We start from the raw sequence: 21,454 nt of genomic DNA on the forward strand, positions 1-21,454 counted from the left end.
TCGTTTTGCTCTGGCCCGCATTTATGCGGAAGAAGAAAACTTTGAACAGAGTCTGAGTATATACCGTGAAATATCTAATAATTCCAGGGCTCTGTCACCCTATGTTGAGACGGCTCGAAAAGGCCTGATAAACAAAACTCTGGAGAAAGGTGATTGGGAATTGCGTGTCGGTGAGGTGAAACTGGCACGAAAAACATTTCTAAAGTTGCTCGAAGAATATCCTGAAACGGTGAAAGCGCACAGGGGATACCTGCAGGCTTCAGCGGCTTTAGGGAAAAATGAAGTGGGGTTTTACCGGAATCGATTGAAGACCCGACGGGGCTCTGCGGTTGAACATTATGCGCTTGGGCTGGCCCTCACTTATCTTAACCCTCCCGCTTTAGACGAAGCCGAATTGGAAATTGGAAAAGCTCTGGCGCAAAACTCTCAGGAAGTTTATTACCACCAGACATTGGGTTGGATCTACGAACAGAAAGAGAGATCGGGGAAGGGATTTTTGGAAAAAGCCCTGCATGAATATCAGATTGCATTGGCACTTAATGCTAACGACTCCAGAAACGAAGCAGACCTCCTTCTTAATTTAGGAAATGGGAACTATCTTTTAAATAACCCGTTGTCAGCCTTTCACTACTATAAAAAACGCGAACAAAGTGGGGTGTCTTTTCTTGACTCAGATCGAGAGGCTGTTTATCGACAACGGTTTGGTACGGCGGCATTCAAGTCAGATAATGCTGAAGTTGCAGTTGCGCAGTTTAAAAAAGCTCTGAAGATTTATCAAAAAAAGGATGCGTTGAGCCGAATGGCGGAATTGCACGATCGTATCGGTCTTGCCTATCAGGATCATGGGAACTATGCGCTGGCGGTGGAACATTTTACCAAAACCCTTGAATTAAACCGTCAGATGGGTAATGAAAAATCTATTTCAAGGACGCTTCGGAATATTGCAAATAATATTTACTCTGGGAATCAGAAGGAACGTGACTCAGAGGAAATGGCCCGTGCTCTCAATCATTATTTTCAGGCAGTTGAAAAGCTGGATAAACTTGGCGCTGAAAGCAGGAAGAAGAAATCCAGTGCCTTAATTGATGTGAACATAGAAGCTGGGATTGGAGAGGATATTTCTTCGGCGGCTTATGGTTTTGACAAGGTCGGAGAAGAGAAACTCATCTTCCATTATATAGGAAAAATATATGGAGACTTTGGTCAGTATAAGAAGGCTATAGAATATTTTAATAAGAAACTGGCGTTAATTCCTTCTGGTCTGGAGGTGGAGTCCAACATTCCGGTATTGCTTGAAAAAGCACTTTTGTTAAATCAAATCGGAAATTATTATTTTCAGTCCTCTGAGTATGAGTCGAGCAGGAGTTTCTTTGAAAAATCTTTTGACCTGTCCAGGAAACTCAATAATCGACGTGGAATGATGGTCAATGCGATAAACATAGGCCGAATAATTCTTGCTCTAAGTTCTTCCAGGCCTTTGCAATCATTAAAAGGAGATATTTTTAAGTCTATTGAAATATTGGAGGTCAGCGCGAAGGCTGTAGATGAGTCTTTTTCTGATTCTGAATCTTTAATGGTTTTACATAATTATTTGGGAATTCTTCGTCATATGGAGGGTTTTCATCTGATCAGTGAGGAGCAAACCTCAAAGTCAAAAAATTTAAATGACATATTTAAAGCGAACCTGATTGGATTAAATAAGCAATGGCAAAGTATTCAGAAATCCATGCGTAATTTTGAAATCGCTTTGGATTATGGGGAAAAAGCTGGCAAGGGGAATCAGGCGGTATGGCAGAATTTGCAGTGGACTCGTTACCTCGCGGGGATAAAAACTGACCGTCAAAACGTTTCCCTTAAGGATCGCTGGCAATCTGTTTATTCCAGGGCAGGAAAAGCCGACGGTCCTGAGCGTCTTGCGCTTTTGATAGAAGCCGAACAGGAGTTAAGTCGACTGCCTTATGGCTGGTTGGATCGTTCACAACTGGCTTTGGTCGAGCAGCTTTATGATGATCTTGTTTCTATTTTGTTTGAGCAGGAGGAATATTCTAAAGCACTCATGTTTTCTGAAAAAGGTAAGATGCAGGTCTTGCAGGCCCTGGCACCTCCGCTAAAATTTACCAATGAAGACAGGCAGGCATATTATGATGAAATCGTTGCTTATTCCTCTCAATTAAAATCGATACCCGAAGAAGATGTGGATGCTCTGTTAGATGAGTATCGGGAGTTCCTTGAGCTGGCTAGCGAGGATGACCCTGACCTCGTTGGATGGGTTTCTCCAAAAGTCCCCTCTCTTGAATCCTTGCAGCTCGCATTACAAAACACTTTGTTGCTGAAACTCAAGCGGGTCCACAATGAAATTCTGGTTTGGTGGGTCCGGTCCGGTAAAATCAGGGGTAAAAAAATTATTGGAGAACGCAAGTTATTGGACTTGATTTCTTCGGATGGTGAAGTGACGGAGGAAAGAATTGAAAGTCTTTCGAATTTGCTTTTATCTCCGCTCACAGGGGAGTTGGGTGAAGGGCTGACATCTATAGTTTTGATCGCAGATGGAAGGTTGGAGTTCTTGCCCTGGGCCGCTATGAAACTGGAGGGAAAGCCCTTGATAGAAACTTCAGCATTAACATTTGTTTCTTCTCTGTCGCAATGGCAGCGTTCTATTAAACTAAAGAACCTTTATAATTCCCGTCTTCTTGTCCTTGGTGACCAACTCCATGAAAACAGTGAATCCGGTTTTTCCACTGTTTTAAGTCTGCACGGCGAGCAAGCCGACCGGAAAAACTTTTTGAAGAACTGGGGAAACTTTGGAGTGGTGCAGATAGATAGCCCCGTACATGTTAACCGACTTGACCCTGATTCGTCTTATCTCACTCTGACCCGGCAGCCCAACAAGTTCCAAAGGATCCCTTTGTCGGCGCTTTATCAAAACCCTTTTGAATCTAATTTGATGATGCTGGCAGATATTGAACATGAGTTTGATCCATTCCTGTCACTCTCAGCAACCAGTATGCTTGTAGAAGGAGTTACCTTCAAAGGTTTTCCCGGTGCGTTACTTCATTCAGGAAGGCCGGGAGAAAAAATCCATGATGAGTTGATGGGGCACATGTTGAAAAATTTGCGCACGGGAAACCCTGCCGAGGTATTACGAAATGGGCAAAGGCAACTTGCGAAAAAGTATCCAGATGATTTCGGATGGGCACAATATCGCTATTTTGGTTTTCAAGGAATGAGCGATGAGGAGAAGAATGCTTTTGCCCAGAATCATTTTCAAGCCAATTTGGTGAAAGGTGCATCCGCTTATAAAGAAAAAAACTGGCTGGTGGCTATAGACCATCTGGAAAAGGCGTTGGTGTTGCAACCGTTTCTTTCAGAAAAAAAATCTGCGGGTAATATTTATAAAACGCTGGCACAGGCGGCCTATAACTCAAAGGATTATTCCAAGGCCATACTCTATCAAAAGCAGGTATTGCCGCACTCAGAAGATGATCCTGAAATACTTGCGGAGGCACTTTATTTTCTTGGAATTTTATATTCTCGCGTAGAGAATTTTTCTTTATCAGTTAAACATTTAAAAGAGGCGCTTAAAATTTTTGAGGAATATGAAATCCTCGACCGTTTAGCTGAAAACTACAGCACTCTGGGAATCGTTGAAGAGAATGCTCTGGACTATGATAATGCCCTTAAGGCATTCAACGCTTCCCTGGCCATCAATGAGGAAATAGGAGAAGACCTGAACCGAGGTCGTGAACTACGCCGCATTGGCCGAATTTATTATCTTCGCCTTAACCGCTTTAATGATGCCCGGAAATATTTTAACCAGGCCTACGAATTGTTTACCGAACTGGAGCAGGTTGACCAGCAAGTGGAATCCCTTTTAGAGCTAGGCCTGGTGGCTGAAAAGGAGGCTGATTTTGAGCAGGCTCTAAAATTATATGGCCGGGCCCAATCCATGGCGGAAGAAGCCGGGCTGATGCCGGCTCTTGCTAAATCCTTTTTATATCAGGCCAACTCTCACTGGTTTCAGGGGAATTATCAACAGGCTTTTCGATTTCAAAGGCAGTCACTGGAAATTGCCCGAAAACAGGGCGACAAGCTTCAGCAGGCTTTTATCTTAAACACTCTTGGTTTGATTCACTGGACCCTCAACGACCCGAAACGGGCTTTGGAAAACCTGAGTCAGAGTCTGAAATTGGCCGAGGTGTCTCATTCTGTTTTGGATGTTGCCACGGCATACAACAATATCGGGTTGGTTCATAGAAAAGAAAAAAGGTATCCCGAATCCATAGAGTTTTTCAAAAAGGCTTTGAAACGTGATGAACAATTAAAATCAAAATGGGGGCAGGGCTATACACATCGGAATATGGGGATGAGTTTGTTGCGTATGGGGCAGTTGGAAACTGCGGAAGAACATCTTATAAGGGCTGTTAAGCTAAGTCGCGATATTGGAAACCGAACGAATATGGTTAAGGCATTGCTGGAATTGGGTAATCTGGCATTGGAACGAAAACAATGGGACCTGGCTATTTCTTCTTTCAGAAAAACTTATGAGCTTTCTGAGGATATAAATATTAAAGAGGTTTCATGGAGAGCATTACGAGGGGAAGGGTTTGCGTTTATTCAACTGGGGAAAAATGAACAAGCGGTAGAATCATATAAAAAAGCAGTATCCCTTGTGGATGCATTGCGTTCAGCCATCAAAGTCGAGGAGTTCCAGAACGGATTCCTGACCGACAAACAGGATGTTTACAAAGAACTGGTCCTCTTGCTTTTAAATACGGGCAAGATCGAAGAATCTTTTCAATACGCGGAACGAGCTAAATCCAGAAGTTTCATTGACCTGTTAGGAAACCAGAAAATCAGCTTAAAAGATGATATCAGCCGGAAATTGTATGAAGCTTTGAAACAGCAAAAGCAGAAAATCCGGAAAACTGAAGAGTCCCTGGCTGTTGCTCGTAGCAGCAGCAGTGAAAAAGATATCAAACAACTGGCAGAAGAGCTTGTGAAGGCCAGGAAAGGATATCAGGACTTGTTGATTAATGCTAAAGAACAGAGTCCGGAAATTTCCAGTTTTGTCACGGTTGATGCAATAAGTCTTAAACGTCTTCAGGCTTTATTGGAAGATTCGGTAGCGTTGATCGAATACCTGCTGACAAAAAATGAACTGGTAGCCTGGGTGGTTACAAAAAACAGTATAGAAGTTGCCCGGGTCCCGTATGAAGAGAAAAAATTGAATGGATTGATAGCCGATTATCGTGAGCGTATTCAAAAACTGGCACCCATTGAAGAACAGTCAAAACAATTGCATTCAATACTCATTAAACCTTTGGAAGCTTTTATAAAAGGAAAGAGAACTTTAGGGGTCGTTCCTCATGGGCACCTGCATTATATTTCCTTTTCTTCTTTAAGGGATGAAAAGGGCTATTTGATTGAAAAGTACCCGTTGTTTTATTCTCCGAGCGCTTCGGTTATGCAGTATACATTTAAGGAGTCGGCAAAACGGAGCGGGGATATAAAAGTGCTGGCGTTGGGGAACCCGGACCTTGGGGATTTTAATTATGACCTGCCTTTGGCGGAAATGGAGGCCAACGCTATCAAATGGGATTTCCCCACTGTGGATATTTTTACGCGCGAGAAAGCTACTGAAAGCTGGCTGCATGAGCATATAAGTGAGTACCAGGTAATACATATTGCTTCGCATGGCGAATTCGATCCGATTAACCCTCTGTTTTCTTCATTGAAGCTGGCGCGTTCCGCGACAGACGATGGCAATTTCGAAGTTAATGAAGTTTTTGGGCTTGATATTAAAGCAGATATAGTAACTCTGAGTGCGTGCCAAACTGGATTGGGGGATATCGTTGGAGGTGATGAACTGGTTGGACTCAACCGGGCTTTTATCTATGCAGGCACACACTCAATTCTTTCCTCCTTGTGGAGGGTGAGTGATATTTCTACAGCTGTTTTGATCAAACATTTCTACCGGAATTATGGCAAAGAAAATAAGGCTGAAAGCCTGAGAAAAGCCCAACTTCTCACCAAACGCCTTTATCCACACCCATCATATTGGGCGGGGTTCAACCTGACTGGGGACTATAGGTAGTCGGCTTGTGTAACCAGAAATAACATGGATGAGCAATTACTTAGTGGTTCTGATTTAATTGAACACCCCCAAAACTCGACATCCAATTTTTTCTTCAAGCTCTTTTTTAAGCTTCACAAGTGAGCTTTAAGGCTTTTAGAAACCTATTTAGTTCCTCATTGGTGATATCCCCAATATTTGCTACGCGGAAGATGTTGTCACTGAGTTGACCCTGCCCGGCATAGATGACGAACCCGTTAGCTTTCAATTCGTCATGAAGTTTTTCATAACTTATACCCTGGGGCAGGCGAAGGCTAGTTAGGCAATTGCTCATCCACCCCTCCGGGATTATAAAATCCAGACCGATTTCTTCAAATCCAGTTCGCAAAAACTTTGCGGCATCGGCATAGCGTTGCACCCTGCCTGCAACAGTTTCTTCTATCAGTTCATCTAGTGCCACATCCAACGCATAATGGGCCGGGATAGCTGGAGTGAACAACATTCCACCTTTTTCCTGGGCTTTATGGTAGCCAGTCAGGTTGAAATAAAGTGATCTCTCAGGAACTTTAAGCAGGCGTGGTAACTCTTTTTTTCTGAACAGGACAAAAGACGCACCGGGAAAACCCTGCACGCACTTGTTGGCTGTTCCCACCGCAATATCTATGGGGCAGGAACTGAAGTCAATTTTGTCTCCCGCCAGACTGCTGATGCAGTCTACTAAAAGGACCTTGTTGTAACGCTGGGCAATTTCTCCAACTTTTTCCAAAGGGTTTAAAAGTCCGGTTGTGGTTTCGTGATGCACGATTGAAACAACTTCTATGTCCGGGTTTTGTTTTAACTTATCTTCTATATCTTCCAAACCGGGTGGTTCCCCCCATTTCAACTTTATGGTGTGTTGGTTGAACTTGTAAATTTCACATATTTTACTGATCCGTTCACCGTACACACCGTTTGAGATGACCAGCATTGATTTGCCTGGACTCAGAGAGGAAGAGACCGCCATTTCCAATGCGGCTGTTCCTGATCCCGAAATCAGGACGGAAGTGTACTCACCCTCGATGTCAAATGCCTTGAGTAATTTTGAGCGGATCGCTGCCATGAGATCCGAAAATTCTTTTTCCCGGTGGCACAAATCAGGGAGCAATAATGATTGGCGGACCCTGTCGGTCACATTTACAGGGCCCGGATTGAGCAAAACTGTTCGAGGCATAAGTTTTATATTTTTAAGGTTGGTAATCAGGGTGAACTTAAGTTTACCTTAGTGGACATTGACCTACAAAAAGAAATATTCTTAAAAAGAAAATCATGCAAGTTTTTTGATCCATTGCTATCAGCACCCAACCTGATTTAAACTTTAAGGGTGCCTCTAAATTTTGCCTTTGGCCATGAGCGACCCTTATGAAATAAAAGGCCGCGAGTTGCCACAAAGTAGAATCATCGAAATAGTAGTGGTTCCCTTAATAATGCGAAAATTTCTCACGATAATTATTCTTGCCCTGTTGTTTATCACATGGGAAGAAAATATAAGCCCGGCGAGGGCGGGATATTCCAGTCTGACCCTTCCCCGGATCAAGTACCGGGGTGGAAATGATAACCCCAGGCCAGAAGCTTTGCGAAGTTTGCTTGCTCAAATCACCCGCCGAACATCCATTGAAGTCAACCGGGAACCGGTAGAATTAAATATCTCAGATCCTGAATTGTTTCGTCACCCGTTTATTTATATGGGTGGCGATGAAAAATTCGAATTGTTTCCTGAAAAAGACCTGAAGGTTTTACGAAACTATTTGAGTTATGGAGGTTTTCTTTTCATCGATGACAATTCAGCGCAAGACAATTCGGAGTTTGACACTTCGGTGCGAAAAATGATATCAGCGCTGTTTCCGCATAACCCTCTTAGAAAAATTAATCGTGACCATTCTATATTTCGTTCTTTTTATCTGCTCAATACGGTATCGGGTCGATCCATTATCAAACCCTATTTAGAAGGAATCTCAATTAAAGGAAGAACTGTTTTGATTTACAGCTCTAATGACCAGGGTGGGGCATGGTCACGCAATAAGTTGGGGCACTGGAATTACGATGTGATCGCGGGTGGGTACAGGCAGAGACAACTCTCTATTCGACTGGGTGTCAATATTATTATGTATGCCCTGACCCTGGACTACAAAAAAGACATGGTGCATCTGCCTATTATTCTTGAACGTTTGCGTAGGTATAACCCTAAATGAACTGGCTGGCAAAATTACTGGGCGTTGATCCTGATGTGTATAACCAATGGCAAATACATTGGTCGCCTGAAAATCCTGTATTGATTTTTGTATTGCTGGGTATTGGTGTTCCCATTGCCCTGTGGTTTTTTTGGACCAGTTTAAACCGGATTAGTTCCAGTTACAGAAAATTGCTTCTATTCGGATTGCGCCTGGCGGCATTCATGATTTTGTTGTTGATCCTGCTGAAGCCTGAATTGGAGTTTCGTAAAAGCCACCATCTTAAAAACTCAATAGCGATTTTGCTCGATAACAGTAAAAGTCTTTCCATCCAAACGGGTGAGTCTAAAAGAATTGATCTGATAAAAACGGCTCTAAAGGCCAATTCAGCTTATTTGGAAAAATTGGAAGAGGAATTTAACCTTGATTATTATTTTGTTTCTGATGATCTCGAAAAGGTTGCGTCAGGAGCGGTTGATAAGGTTTATCAACCGCAAAGATCCTATACCAATTTGTCACAGGTGTTTGAAAAGTTGGCAGAGCGTTATCCGGATACATTGCTCCAGGGTACCCTTTTGTTTTCGGATGGAGCAGACTTGACCCAGGAGCCTGATGAATTTTCAAAGGGATTGATGGAAAAGGTTAAGGCTTTGGCTGGTCCGGTTCATACACTGCAGGCTGGGAACAACAAAGGTTTTAAAGATTTGGCTGTCGAATCGGTTTCTGCGTCAGATTTTGGTTTTGTTCAACAACCTATCAGGGTTTCTCTCACTGTGTTTTCCTCATCGATGGGGAACCGAAACATTCCCCTGGTTTTAAAGGAGGGTGAAAATATTCTGGTTTCAAAGGTTGTTGAAGTCAGAGAAGGTACAAAGCGATATGAAGTTGAGATGGAGTTTATTCCTCAAAGTTCCGGCAAGAAAATATATTCGCTTATCCTGCCCAGGTTTGCCGGGGAGTTCATCCTCGCTAATAATGAACAAGAGTTCGAGGTCAATGTTGTTCGGGACAGGATCAGGGTATTGCATCTCAATGGCCGGCCTTCGTGGGACTCAAGGTATCTTCGTGAGGTTCTCGCACATAATCCTAAAGTGGACTTGCTGTCGTTTTTTATTCTCAGAAACCTTGGAGACGATGTGGAGGCGCCAACGACTGAGCTCAGCCTGATTCCTTTTCCGTCAAACTTGTTGTTTGACAATTACCTGAGCTCTTTTGACCTGATTATTTTCCAGAACTTCAAATACGATCCTTTTATTGACAAGAAATACCTGGGCAATATCAGAAAGTATGTCAAAAACGGAGGTGCTTTCTTAATGATTGGCGGAGAACTCTCGTTTCAGGGTGGTGGTTATTCGCGGACACCGATTGAAGAAATCTTGCCGGTGAGCTTTAAAGAGATCAATAAGCCTTTTGTGGGTGAGGCTTTTCAACCTGCTTTGAATGAGGATTATTCCCGGCACCCTGTTTTGCGCCTGGAGAAAGACCCTGATCTCAATCATAAGGCCTGGCAGTCCCTTCCGCCTCTTCAGGGAGTCAATATGGGTTTGCATCCAGAAAAGAATGCCCATGTTCTGCTCAGGTATGCAAAGGAATCTACAACTCCGCTTTTGGTTGCTGGAGAGTTTGGGCAGGGCAGAACCGCGTTGTTGGCTACAGACTCGGTTTGGAACTGGAACTTCAGGAATGTTGGCGGTGGCGGTAGTGGCAGGTATTTTCAGAGATTTTGGAATAATGTTATTGACTGGTTGATTGCTGAACCTGAAACACGAAGACTTCAATTGGAGTCTGATAAGGAACAGTATCGGGAAGATGAGCAGGCTTTGATAAAGTTCAAACTGCTGAAAAAAAATTATCAGCCTTCTGTCGATACGAAGGTGCAATTGACTTTGAAATCGCTCAAAAAAGAACCCGGACCTGCGATCGATTTGAAAACTGATGAGCAGGGAGAAGGGGTCTTTCCTTTTCTTCCTGATGGGGATGGGTTTTATACAGCACGGATAAAGGCTGAGCTTGAGGGAGAAACCCTGGCAGAAGAGATCATGTTCTCGGTGTTAAAGGATACCGCAGAATTTGAAAAACCTCTTGTCAATGAATACCTGTTGAAAAGAATTTCTGAAACCAGCGGCGGCACCCACTATCTGCTAACGGGTAATGATGATCTTGGGAGTTTTCAGTTTGCTAATCCTGATATCAAGGTTAAAAGTCATAGCCGTTTATTTTCTCTGTGGGATAACTGGTGGGCCTACGGACTTATGGTTGGTTGCCTGGTTACGGACTGGTTCCTGCGACGTAAGTCTGGGTTGAGTTAAGCTGCGTTTCGGCGATTTCCCTGATGTTGAACTAAATTAATGCAGTATTTATAGGATGAAGATTACATTGTGCAACAACATTTTATCCTGTAATATCAAGGCCATTGTAATTCTGGTTTTATTATGCTCTTCCTTTATGGTTTTCTCTGAAGGCGTTTAGCCTTTTCCCACCGGGTGTGACCCGGTCAATATTTGAAATTATGTCAACACCTCAGGAAAAAAGTGGAGTGAATATTCGCGAATGGGTGCGTGACCGCATCGTATTCCTGGCTGTGATTATCTTTGTGATCGGGGCCGGAGCTTATATCGGTTCTGAAAAAATCTTTGATCAGCATAGCATCTGGCTCCACCCGGTTCGGGAATTCGCATTGTTGATTTCCTTGATCGGTGTGATCTCGCTAGGGTACGAAATCTTTTTAAGGGAATTGACTTTCAACGAATACAAGGAAGCATTGGAAGAAATTGTTAATCCCGATGCAATTCGGCTGGGAATAAAAGGGATTTATAAAAACCGTTCTGAACTTGCCCAGGCTACTTCATTCGAGGAGTTGTTCAAAAAAGTTAAAGAAGAAATTTTTATTGGAGGCTCATCATTGTTGTCCATCTCGACTGCGAGCCGGGAATTGATCAAGGAAAAAGTGTTGAGTGGTATGAAAATCCGCTTGTTGCTTATGGACCCGAATTCTCCTGTGGTCGAGTTGATCACCAGGCAGGGTGGAGGCAAACATACTTTTTTGAACGAAATAAAAACCTCTCTGCTTCTATTGCAGAAACTTCACGATGAAATTCAGCAGGAAATTCCTTCTGGAAACAAGGGCAGTCTGATTGTCCATAGTTATTCCAGCATACCTTCACATTCTTTTGTGTCGATCGATCCGGAACGTTCTTCAGGAGTGATCGTGGCCGACATTGGTCCTTATCTTGGCCGCAATACACCCAGGCCGAGCATGGTGGTGGTCAATAAAAAGAATGGCATGTTCGATTACTGGAAAGAGATGAACGAAATCATGTGGGAGAACAGCACTGCTGTGGATATGGATGCGGCCGACCCTGTTGCCGCAAAGAGTAAAACTTTGGTCCTGGCGAGCGGTAGTGAAACTGAGTATTACGAAACCAGCACGGAGACTTGGAACAAGGCATCCATTTGCCAGATGGGTAGCGGCTGGAGAGCTATCAAAGGAAGCCAGTGGGTATGGATTCGTGAAACAGTGACATTGGAAGAAGCTAAAACCGGGAGTCAGCATAAATTCCGTATCAATTTTGATCTTCCCATCAATAACCTTAGTGCTATCCGTCAGGCGGACATTCTTTTGCGTTCGGATGACACCTGTCATATCTCAGTAAATAACGTTAGCCTTAAACAGGAATATGGTGGGGCGGAATATCCCGATCCATTTTTGATCGACATCGATCAGTTTGTTCAGCCCGGGGAAAATACCATTACTTTCGAACTGATCAGTTACGCACAGCCTGAAGCCAAAGACCCCGGCGATAACCCAAGCGGGCTCATCTACCGCCTTCACATAGAGTATTCTTAAAAATTTCTGGTTCCCTCTCATCCTAAACTTCTCCATCCAGGGGAGAAGGAATTTTAGTTTCCTCTCCCTTGATGTAGACGTGATATTTTTCCTAAGCCTTCGTGCCCCGGAGGACTAGGATTAAGGTGAGGAGGGTTTTATAATTTCCATGTCATGCTGAACATGTCAAAGCATCTCGTGTTTTTCTCCCTCTTTGACTAAGGGGAAGATCAAACATTTCCCTTATCTCAAAGCGAATGACCTTGCAGGCAATGTGTCAAGGCTTCGCCGGCTATAGTGCCCATTCACCGCAAACTCACCATTTTTGTTGCCTCGGTAACTCTTTTAATTTAAAAGGTTTCCGGATTTTATGCTATTCGGGATAATGCTGGTATCCATCGGTAAATCAATTATTGACAGGGTAAGGTAGACTGATATAATCCCGACTCCAGTGGCTTGCATTCCCGATCTTTTGTGATGGTGCTAACCTGTTATGGTTAAACGGGATTTTGGGTTTTCCCGCAAGTGTTCTGGAGTGTTGCTTATATAAGAGGAAACGAACCCGATTTAACCTTATAGGTTCGAAAAATATTAAATGGCTGAATATTTCTACATTTCATTATTCTTGGTGGTTGCCCTTGTGGTGGTGGGTGCCTTGCTGGCACTGTCTACAATACTGGGTCCGCGCAACCCAAGCACCCAAAAAATGCTCCCATATGAGTGTGGTATAATCCCGACCGAAGAGGCCAAAGGACGCTATCCGGTGCGGTTTGCCACCATTGCCATGCTTTTCATCATCTTTGATGTGGAGGTGGTGTTCATGTACCCTTGGGCGGTGGCATTGGGTGAACTTGGACTGTTCGGATTGGTGGAAATGGCCATTTTCATAGTCATTCTTGGAATCGCATACGTCTATATTTGGGGACGGGGAGGTTTGGAATGGGATTGATCGAAGACGCGGCAGAAATCTTTGAAGAAGAAGTTAATAATCTTAAATTAAATGTCCAGGATACGATTGAGGCGCTGGACTACGAATACGCAGGGTCTTTGTATGACACGGTATTGACGACCAAGCTTGGCAAGGTTGTCGGCTGGGCACAGAAAAATGCTTTGTGGCCTGCGACTTTCGGGCTGGCCTGTTGTGCCATTGAGATGATGGCCATGGCAAACTCGCGTTGGGATGCGGCACGTTTTGGAGCTGAGGTTTTCCGGGCTTCACCACGTCAGGCAGATCTGATGATAGTTTCAGGGCGGGTCTCGCAGAAGATGGCGCCTATTCTTAAACAGATTTATGACCAGATGCCCGAGCCGAAATGGGTGATTTCCATGGGAGCTTGTGCTTCCTGCGGAGGAGTGTTCAATAACTACTCCATTGTTCAAGGGGTAGACCGTGTTGTGCCGGTGGACGTTTATGTTCCCGGATGTCCGCCTGGTCCTGAAGCTTTGCTTTATGGTGTGATCAAACTTCAGGAAAAGATCATGACGGAAGCGGGCACCGACAAGGCCAAAAAGAGGGTGGCATGACGAGCGAGGAAATCGTCGAGAAAGTGAAGGCCAGCCTTCCCGAAGCGATACAAGATACGGCACTGCCTCAGGGCGACGCCGTTATTTTTGTTGCACCTGAAAAACTGCAAGAGGTTGCGGGTTTTCTTAAGGATGACCCTTCCCTTAAATTTGACTATTTGACAGACGTGTGCGGGGTGGATTACCTCAATGAAGAACGGGAACCTCGCTTCGAAGCTGTTTACCTGCTCTACTCTATCGATCATCAACATTCTATTCGTGTCCGTGTAGGGATTGAAGAAGAAAACCCTTCTGTCCCTACTGTGTCTGAAATCTGGAAGGGTGCCTTGTACCCCGAGCAGGAACTGTTCGATATGTTTGGAATTCATATTGAGGGGCATCCAAAAAATGAAAGACTGATCATGCCTAAAGAATGGTCAGGCTACCCGCTTAGAAAAGATTATCCATTAACCACTGAGACCGTTGCTTTTTCGCATAACAGGGATTTTAAAAGTGACCTGGTCAAATCAAAACCACCGACTCGTTAGGATAACCCGTGAGTGTAACTGAACAAGGACTGCTTGAGCGCGATAAAGACACTATGACCCTTAATATGGGTCCGCAGCACCCGAGTACCCATGGGGTCTTCCGCGTTATTCTTGAAATGGATGGTGAAGTGGTAAAAACCGCTGAACCTGAAATTGGATACCTTCATACTGGAATCGAAAAAACCTGCGAGAATAAAAGATACGTTCACGTCATTCCGATGACAGACCGTCTGGATTATCTTAATCCACCCGGTAATAACCTGGCCTTCTGCCTGTCGACAGAAAAACTTCTGGGCGTTGAGATTCCCGAACGGGCTCAGGCGCTTCGGGTCATTATGTGCGAGTTGTCACGCATCGCAAGCCATCTGGTATGGCTGGGAACACATGCTTTGGATATTGGTGCCATGACAGTTTTTCTGTATTGCTGGCGCGAGAGAGAAATGATCCTTGACCTTAATGAAGAGGTTTCCGGCGTACGTATGATGACCAGCTATATTCGTGTCGGGGGAGTGGCGAAAGACGCCACCCGCCCATGGTTGGATGGTATTCGGGACTTTATTGATTATTTTCCTGCCAAGGTGGATGAGTATGAAAGGTTGTTAACGAAAAACCCGATCTGGTTGGACCGGACCCAAGGTGTTGGTGCTTTCTCAAGAGAAGATGCAGTCAACTGGAGTTTGAGTGGGCCGGCACTGAGAGCCTCTGGAGTGAACTGGGATATTCGCAAGGCGCATCCTTATAGTGGATATGACAATTACAGTTTTGACATACCCATTCAGAATAACGGGGATATCTATGACCGCTACCGCGTACGGATTGAAGAAATGAGGCAGAGCCGGGCCATCATCAAGCAGGCCATGGAAAAGCTTCCAGCAGGCGATTATAAATCACCAGACAATAAAGTTTCTCTCCCACCGCGGGATACTTTGCATACCAGCATGGAAGCGTTGATTCACCATTTTAAACTGGTGTCTGAGGGGATCAGTGTTCCAAAGGGCGAAACTTATGTCCCTATTGAAGGGGCGAGAGGAGAAGTAGGATTTTATATCGTAAGTGATGGCACGAACGTTCCTTATCGAGTCAAGCTTCGCGCGCCTTCGTTTATGGCGATTCCTGGTATGTGCAAAATGATGGAGGGATGTTATATCGCTGATGTGGTAGGCATTATCGGCAGTATTGATATTGTAATGGGAGAAGTCGACCGCTAAACACTCGGCTTAAAGAGCCATTGCTGTTGGGTTGGCGGTTTCAATGATAAGTCATGGCTGTTTTTTAAGTAATAAGGGAAAATTCATTAATGTCTGGTTTTACATTTTCAGAAGAGCAGGAAAAGGAAATTGAAAGCATTTTAGCTAAATATCCTTTTAAAAAATCGGCAATGCTGCCTTTGCTGACTCTTGTGCAGCGCGCTGAAAGAGTGGTTTCACCGGAGGCCATGGTGGCTATCAGTCAGAAGCTGGATTGTTCGCCAGCCTACGTTCAATCAGTCATGTCGTTTTACACGATGTACCACACCAGGAAGATGGGCAAATACATTATCCTGTTCTGCATCAACATCAGTTGCCAGTTGAACGGTTGCGATAAGTTGCTCGAGTATACGGCGAAAAAACTGAATATTGAGGTTGGCGAAACAACGCCAGACGAAAAATTCTCTCTGCTTCGGGAAGAATGCCTGGCGGACTGCACCAACGCTCCGATGATGCGAGTCAATGATACTTTTTATGGAGATTTGACGGAGCAGCGTATCGACCAGATTCTTGATTCTTTGGAATGAACAATGACACAGATTCTATTTAAAAATATAAATATGAAAGACCTTCATACGATGAAGGTCTATGAAGAGCAGGGCGGTTACCAATCCCTGAAAAAAGCTTTTGCGAAAAAACCGGAAGAGATTGTTGAGGCGGTCAAGGAATCGGGTTTGAGGGGCCGTGGAGGTGCTGGTTTCCCGACAGGATTAAAATGGAGTTTTCTCGCGAAGGATGTGTTCCCCCGTTATCTTTGCTGCAACGCCGATGAATCCGAACCGGGGACATGTAAGGACCGGGAGCTTCTGCTCAAGAACCCGCATCTGTTGATAGAGGGAATGATCGTTTGTTCCTACGCTTGTCAGATTGAGACCGGGTACATTTATATGCGGGGAGAGTTCAGCGACCTGAGTTTTATCATGGACAAGGCGCTTGAAGAGGCGCGGGCCAAAGGCTATCTGGGTAAAAATATTATGGGAACCGGATTCAATCTGGATATCCACACTCACCTTGGTGCCGGTGCCTATATTTGCGGCGAGGAGTCTGCTCTGCTCAATTCCCTTGAAGGGGGTCGGGGTGAACCGAGAATGAAGCCTCCTTTTCCCGCTGTTGAGGGGTTATATGCCAAGCCAACAGTTATTAATAATGTCGAAACACTTTGTGCTGTTCCTTATATCGTCGACGAAGGCGCAGAGAAATATGCCTCAATGGGAACCGAAAAGAGCAAGGGCACCAAGCTGGTCAGTGTGTCCGGGCATGTAAAGCGACCGGCTAACTATGAAGTGGTGCTTGGTACTTCGACCCGGGAAATCATTTATGATCTGGCTGGTGGAATTCGTGATGACAATGAACTGAAAGCATTCATACCTGGCGGTTCATCGGTTCCAATGCTTCCTGCAGATAAGGTTGACGTTGGTTATGACTATGAGTCCCTTGCAACAGCGGGCAGTATGTTGGGTTCGGGAGCGTTGATCGTTATCGATAATAAAGCCAATATTGTTGAGAGTACCCTGCGTTTGATCAGTTTTTATATGCACGAATCGTGTGGCAAATGCACCCCATGCAGAGAAGGGACCCGATGGCTCCATCAAATTGTTGAACGTATTTTGCAGAACAGAGGACAACTGGAACACATCAATAAGCTGGAAGATATTTGTGACAACATGGCATTCAAGACGTTTTGTCCGCTTGCAGATGCTTGTGTGGCTCCTGTTGTGAGCAGTATCAAGTATTTTCGATCTGAGTATGAAGAGTATTTTAAAAACGCGCCGGTAGGCTCGGTATGAGGGGATTATGTCTGAAGAGGTAACATTAACAATTGACGGAAAGTCGGTCACGGTTCCTAAAGGTACCAAGGTGGTGGATGCGGCAAAGCAGGTAGATGTTGAAATCCCTGTTTTCTGTTATCACGAAAAGATAGGTCCGCTTGGCTGTTGCAGAATGTGTCTTGTGGAAGTTGAGAAGATGCCGAAACTGATGACTGCCTGCACGATGGATGTCATGCCGGATATGGTTGTCAAAACCACCACTGACAAGGTGGAAAAAGCACAGAAGGGTGTCTTGGAGTTCACTTTGCTCAACCACCCTCTGGACTGCCCGGTCTGTGACAAGGGCGGCGAATGTCCCTTGCAGGATAACACCTTCAAGTATGGCCCCCCTGATACACGTATGGAATTCCACAGGCATAATAATGCCAAGGCCACTCCTCTCAGCCCGGTGATCACCATTGACCGGGAACGGTGCATTGCCTGTCAAAGGTGCACGGCTTATAGTGAGCGGATTGAACAGGACCGCGGACTGGTCATGTTGAACCGCGGTTTCCATAATGAAGTCGGCACATTTAATAATGAACCCTATGATAATCGATTCTCAGGAAATGTTATTGATATTTGTCCCGTTGGCGCGTTGACAAATACAGACTTCCGTTTTAAGGCCAGAACATGGGATTTGTCGAATGTTGAATCGCTTTGCGCCAATTGTGGTTGTAATTGCAATATTACAATGGGCACCCGTTTAAATGAGCTCATGCGTGTTGAAGCGAGACCTAACGATGCTGTGGACGACGGTTGGATTTGTGATAAGGGTCGATGGGGTCACCAGTTTGTTCACAGCAAAAATAAAATAACCAGTGCCAGGGAAAATAATGCAGGAGGCGGAAAGCCAACTTCTTTTCCCGTATTTCCGCATAATTGTACTATTGAGGATGCGGCTGGCAAGGTGGCCGAGGCCTTTAAAAAGATTGTCGAAGCGCATGGTCCTGAAAGTGTTGGCTTCATAGGCTCTCCTTATGGAACCAATGAGGAAAACTATCTTTACCAGAAAATGTTCCGTCAGGGACTCGGGTCGAACAATATAGACCACAAGTCTTACAAAGATACGCCTGGGCTTCCTATTGATCATTACGACATTGAGCAGATCGAAACTTCCAACGTGGTGTTGTTGATTGCCAGTGATCCAACAGAAGAACTTCCCATTGTCGATCTTAGAATCAAAAAAGCAGTGACCCATTGTGGAACCCGGTTGGTGAGCTTGAATGATCAGAAAACTGCACTGGATCGTTACTCTTCACAATCGGTGCATTACAAGGTGGGGTCTGAATCCCTGGCAGTTGATGCTTTGGCAAATGGTCTCGCTCAGGAGCTGGGAGAGCCTGCTCCCGCTCAAGGTATAGATTTGAAGGATACGGGGATTTCTGCCGAGGACATGAAGAGGCTGGTCGAGACGGTAAGGTCAAGCATGAAAATTTGTGTGATCTATAATCCTTCGGCTCTATCTGGGGATGCGGTATCAAGGGTCAAGCGTCTGCTGAAAATTATTGCCAGGGTTCCGACTATGGAATGTGGCGCTATCCCCGCGGCTCCTGCGACCAATGCGTTAGGGGCAATGGATATGGGAGTGCTTCCTGATTTTTATCCTGGTGGCTTGTCGATGAATGATCAGGAGGAGATAAAAAAACTTTGGGGAGAAGATGCTCCGGTTGAAAGTGGCAACTCAGCGCTGGAAATGATTGCCCGGGCTGAAAAAGGAGAACTGAAAGCTTTGCTGGTTCATCGTTCAAACCCATTAATAGACTTTCCTGGAGGATCTCAAGTTGAGAAGGCTTTAAGAAAGCTGGACCTTCTTGTTGTGCACGACATGCTGGAAACGGAAACGACAGAGCTTGCCCACCTTGTTTTGCCGTCCAGTGGGCCGGGCTATGATGAGGGCACGACTACCAATATTGGAGGGCGTGTTCAGGCAAGGAAATCCGCGTTAGAAGCAACTCACGCTCCGGATTGGAAAATCATCAGTCTCATGCTCAACGTTCTGGGCGATGAAACGGGTTATCAGAAAGCTTTGGATGTGACAGCGGAGATTTCCCGGAAGGTTCCGGGTTACCAGGGTGTAAGCAGAAGATCGATTGGCAAAACCGGTTGCTCCCGCGAATCAATCTCTTCTTCTGATGAGACAATTGCTGATCAGAATAATGGTGCAGGCGGAAATGGAAACCTGCGGCTTCGAGTCGCCAAACTCCTGTTTGCACATGACAAAATCCTGGATTCTTCTTCTAAACTGTCGCATCAGTTTTTAACTTCTGTGGCACATTTAAACGCGGAAGATGCTGACAGGTTAGCCATTAAAGAAGGGGATACGGTTCTTCTATCTGTCGAAGATGTAACGCTTGAAGCCACAGCGAGTGTCAGCAACCGTTGTCGACCGGGTGGTGTTGTGGTGCCCGCGGTTTCAGACTGGCAGGGAGTGAATGCTTTGGTCGGTAGTGATGGTGGCCCTGCATGGGTGGAGGTCAGAAAAGTTTAGTTGTTATTTGTTAAACATTAAATGTTTTTGGAGTTTCTGAAGTTTGGACTGGATAAATGAAATATTAAATCTTACCTGGGACTTCATTGTCATGTTCCTGGACGAGAACATTCCCTTGATAGTGGGCAGTGTGAAGGCAGTGGCTATCGCGGTGGGTGTTATGTCTGTTGTTCCTGCGCTGGTATGGCTGGAACGGCGCTTGATGGGCAGGTTTCAGGTGAGACTTGGACCGAACCGGGTTGGGCCTTTCGGTTTTGGCCAGCCGATGGCGGATACTGTGAAATTGTTGTTCAAGGAATCCATCATTCAAACTTCTGCGGATAAATTTTTATTTCACCTTGCTCCAGCTGTGGTGGTGGTTACCGCTATTGCTGGGTTTGCGGTGATTCCTTTTGGTGAGCCATTCGAGGTGTTCGGTCAGAGCATTGAGTTGTGGGGAGCCAATGTGAACAGTGGAATCTTGTTTGTTTTCGCGATTTCAGGAATGGGCATTTATGGAATGGTTATTGCCGGATTGTCGTCGAATAATAAATATTCGTTGATGGGCGGTTTACGTTCTTCTGCTCAGATGATCAGTTATGAGTTGACGCTGGGGCTCTCGGCGTTAAGCATCATTGTGCTTACAGGCTCCTTGAGTCTGGTTGATATGGTCAGGGCACAGGACACCTATCCGTTTATTCTTGTTCAGCCCTTGGCTTTCCTGTTGTTTTTTGTGGCTGGTATTGCTGAAACCAATCGCGCGCCTTTCGACCTGCCTGAAGCCGAGCAGGAACTGGTTGCCGGTTTTCATACAGAATATACGGGAATGAAGTTTGCCATGTTCTTCATGGGTGAATACATCAACATGGTGACCATGAGCGCGTTGGTGACAATTTTATTTCTAGGTGGATGGAATGCTTACGGCTTGCCTGTTTGGCCGATTTTGGCATTTGCAGGCAAGGTTGCTGTTTTGTTGTGTGTTTTCATATGGCTGCGGTCAACATTTCCCCGTATTCGTTATGATCGTCTCATGACGTTTGGTTGGAAAGTTCTTCTGCCATTATGTTTGTTGAATCTTATGATCACAGGTGCGGTAAAAGTGATCTGGTTTCCCTGAGGGGATAGGTTATGTTGCAGGCAACTATTGATGGAATAAAAAACCTTTTAATAGGTATGGGGGTAACGTTCAAGAATATGCTGAGTACCCCGGTTACACTGCAGTACCCGGAAGTCAAGCGAACCATGCCGAAGCGTTATCGCGGCAGGCACTTCCTGAACCGTGATGAGGATGGGTTGGAACGGTGTGTGGGATGTTCTTTATGCTCTATCAATTGCCCGGTTGGTTGTATTCATGTTGTTGCGGCGGAGAACGACCCTGATAATCCTGTTTCCAAGGGTGAGCGGTACGCAGAGGTATATGAGATTAACCTGCTACGGTGCATTTACTGCGGCTATTGCGAGGAGGCATGCCCGGTTGATGCGGTGGTATTGCGCGAGCATTATGAGCTGGCTGATTATGATCGCGACAATTATATCGCCGAGAAAAGTGATCTTCTGGTTTACCCGGAGCCGAACCAGTTTCGTGTGAATGTTCTCGGTAATACCGAGCGGGTTGAAAAGTAACAGGCGTAAGGGGTGTGCAAGTGGTCAACAGCATATGAATGCTATAAGTTTGCTGTGTTGATTTAAAAGTCCGCTTGTGATGAGTTTTTTTTCTACGCTTGAAATGTTGGTGTTTAATATTGGGGCTGTTGTTTATTGGCGCCTGGTTG

Annotated in this window: 13 protein-coding genes and 1 pseudogene (1 of these 14 cut by a window edge); 13 read left to right on the forward strand and 1 reads right to left on the reverse strand. The window is 45.0% G+C overall.

Annotated elements, in window-relative coordinates:
* Positions 1 to 6,094 (forward strand): annotated as a pseudogene (locus tag F3741_02965) (CHAT domain-containing protein); it begins 1,592 nt to the left of the window's first position.
* A gap of 106 nt (positions 6,095 to 6,200) precedes the next feature.
* Here F3741_02965 and F3741_02970 read toward each other — a convergent pair.
* Positions 6,201 to 7,283 (reverse strand): 2-aminoethylphosphonate aminotransferase, encoded by a 1,083-nt coding sequence (locus tag F3741_02970; protein ID MZG29760.1) that lies wholly within the window; start codon positions 7,281 to 7,283, stop codon positions 6,201 to 6,203.
* A gap of 253 nt (positions 7,284 to 7,536) precedes the next feature.
* Between F3741_02970 and F3741_02975 the strand changes: the two genes are divergently transcribed.
* The 12 genes from F3741_02975 (at position 7,537) to F3741_03030 (ending at position 21,305) form a co-directional block, all read left to right on the forward strand.
* On the forward strand, positions 7,537 to 8,301 hold the full coding sequence (locus F3741_02975) for a DUF4159 domain-containing protein (protein MZG29761.1): 765 nt from the start codon (positions 7,537 to 7,539) through the stop codon (positions 8,299 to 8,301).
* Positions 8,298 to 10,589 carry a hypothetical protein gene (locus F3741_02980; protein ID MZG29762.1) on the forward strand — a complete coding sequence of 764 codons (2,292 nt, stop codon included), beginning with the start codon at positions 8,298 to 8,300 and terminating at the stop codon, positions 10,587 to 10,589. Before F3741_02975 ends, F3741_02980 begins: the two co-directional genes overlap by 4 nt.
* A 200-nt stretch (positions 10,590 to 10,789) precedes the next feature.
* Complete coding sequence (locus F3741_02985; protein ID MZG29763.1) at positions 10,790 to 12,127, forward strand: hypothetical protein; 1,338 nt, start codon at positions 10,790 to 10,792, stop codon at positions 12,125 to 12,127.
* 574 nt (positions 12,128 to 12,701) lie between these two features.
* Positions 12,702 to 13,055, forward strand: coding sequence for an NADH-quinone oxidoreductase subunit A (locus F3741_02990; protein MZG29764.1), 354 nt, complete (start codon positions 12,702 to 12,704; stop codon positions 13,053 to 13,055).
* A complete protein-coding gene (locus F3741_02995; protein MZG29765.1) occupies positions 13,046 to 13,630 on the forward strand; it encodes an NADH-quinone oxidoreductase subunit B in 585 nt (194 codons plus the stop codon). Before F3741_02990 ends, F3741_02995 begins: the two co-directional genes overlap by 10 nt.
* Entirely contained in the window at positions 13,627 to 14,157 is a 531-nt protein-coding gene (locus tag F3741_03000; protein MZG29766.1) for an NADH-quinone oxidoreductase subunit C, read from the forward strand. Before F3741_02995 ends, F3741_03000 begins: the two co-directional genes overlap by 4 nt.
* A gap of 8 nt (positions 14,158 to 14,165) precedes the next feature.
* Positions 14,166 to 15,365, forward strand: a complete 1,200-nt coding sequence (gene nuoD / locus F3741_03005; GenBank protein ID MZG29767.1) for an NADH dehydrogenase (quinone) subunit D — start codon at positions 14,166 to 14,168, stop codon at positions 15,363 to 15,365.
* Positions 15,366 to 15,454: 89 nt separating this feature from the next.
* Positions 15,455 to 15,931, forward strand: coding sequence for an NAD(P)H-dependent oxidoreductase subunit E (locus F3741_03010; GenBank protein MZG29768.1), 477 nt, complete (start codon positions 15,455 to 15,457; stop codon positions 15,929 to 15,931).
* Positions 15,932 to 15,934: 3 nt separating this feature from the next.
* Complete coding sequence (nuoF, locus tag F3741_03015) at positions 15,935 to 17,191, forward strand: NADH-quinone oxidoreductase subunit NuoF (GenBank protein MZG29769.1); 1,257 nt, start codon at positions 15,935 to 15,937, stop codon at positions 17,189 to 17,191.
* Positions 17,192 to 17,198: 7 nt separating this feature from the next.
* Entirely contained in the window at positions 17,199 to 19,703 is a 2,505-nt protein-coding gene (locus tag F3741_03020) for a molybdopterin-dependent oxidoreductase (protein MZG29770.1), read from the forward strand.
* 91 nt (positions 19,704 to 19,794) lie between these two features.
* Positions 19,795 to 20,799: an NADH-quinone oxidoreductase subunit NuoH gene (gene nuoH, locus F3741_03025; protein MZG29771.1), complete on the forward strand. Its 1,005-nt coding sequence runs from the start codon at positions 19,795 to 19,797 to the stop codon at positions 20,797 to 20,799.
* 11 nt (positions 20,800 to 20,810) lie between these two features.
* The gene (locus F3741_03030) at positions 20,811 to 21,305 is read left to right on the forward strand and encodes an NADH-quinone oxidoreductase subunit I (protein MZG29772.1); all 495 of its coding nucleotides are present in this window, start codon (positions 20,811 to 20,813) and stop codon (positions 21,303 to 21,305) included.
* Positions 21,306 to 21,454 lie beyond the last annotated feature (149 nt).

The organism is Nitrospinota bacterium (genome assembly GCA_009873635.1).
Classification (GTDB): domain Bacteria; phylum Nitrospinota; class Nitrospinia; order Nitrospinales; family VA-1; genus LS-NOB.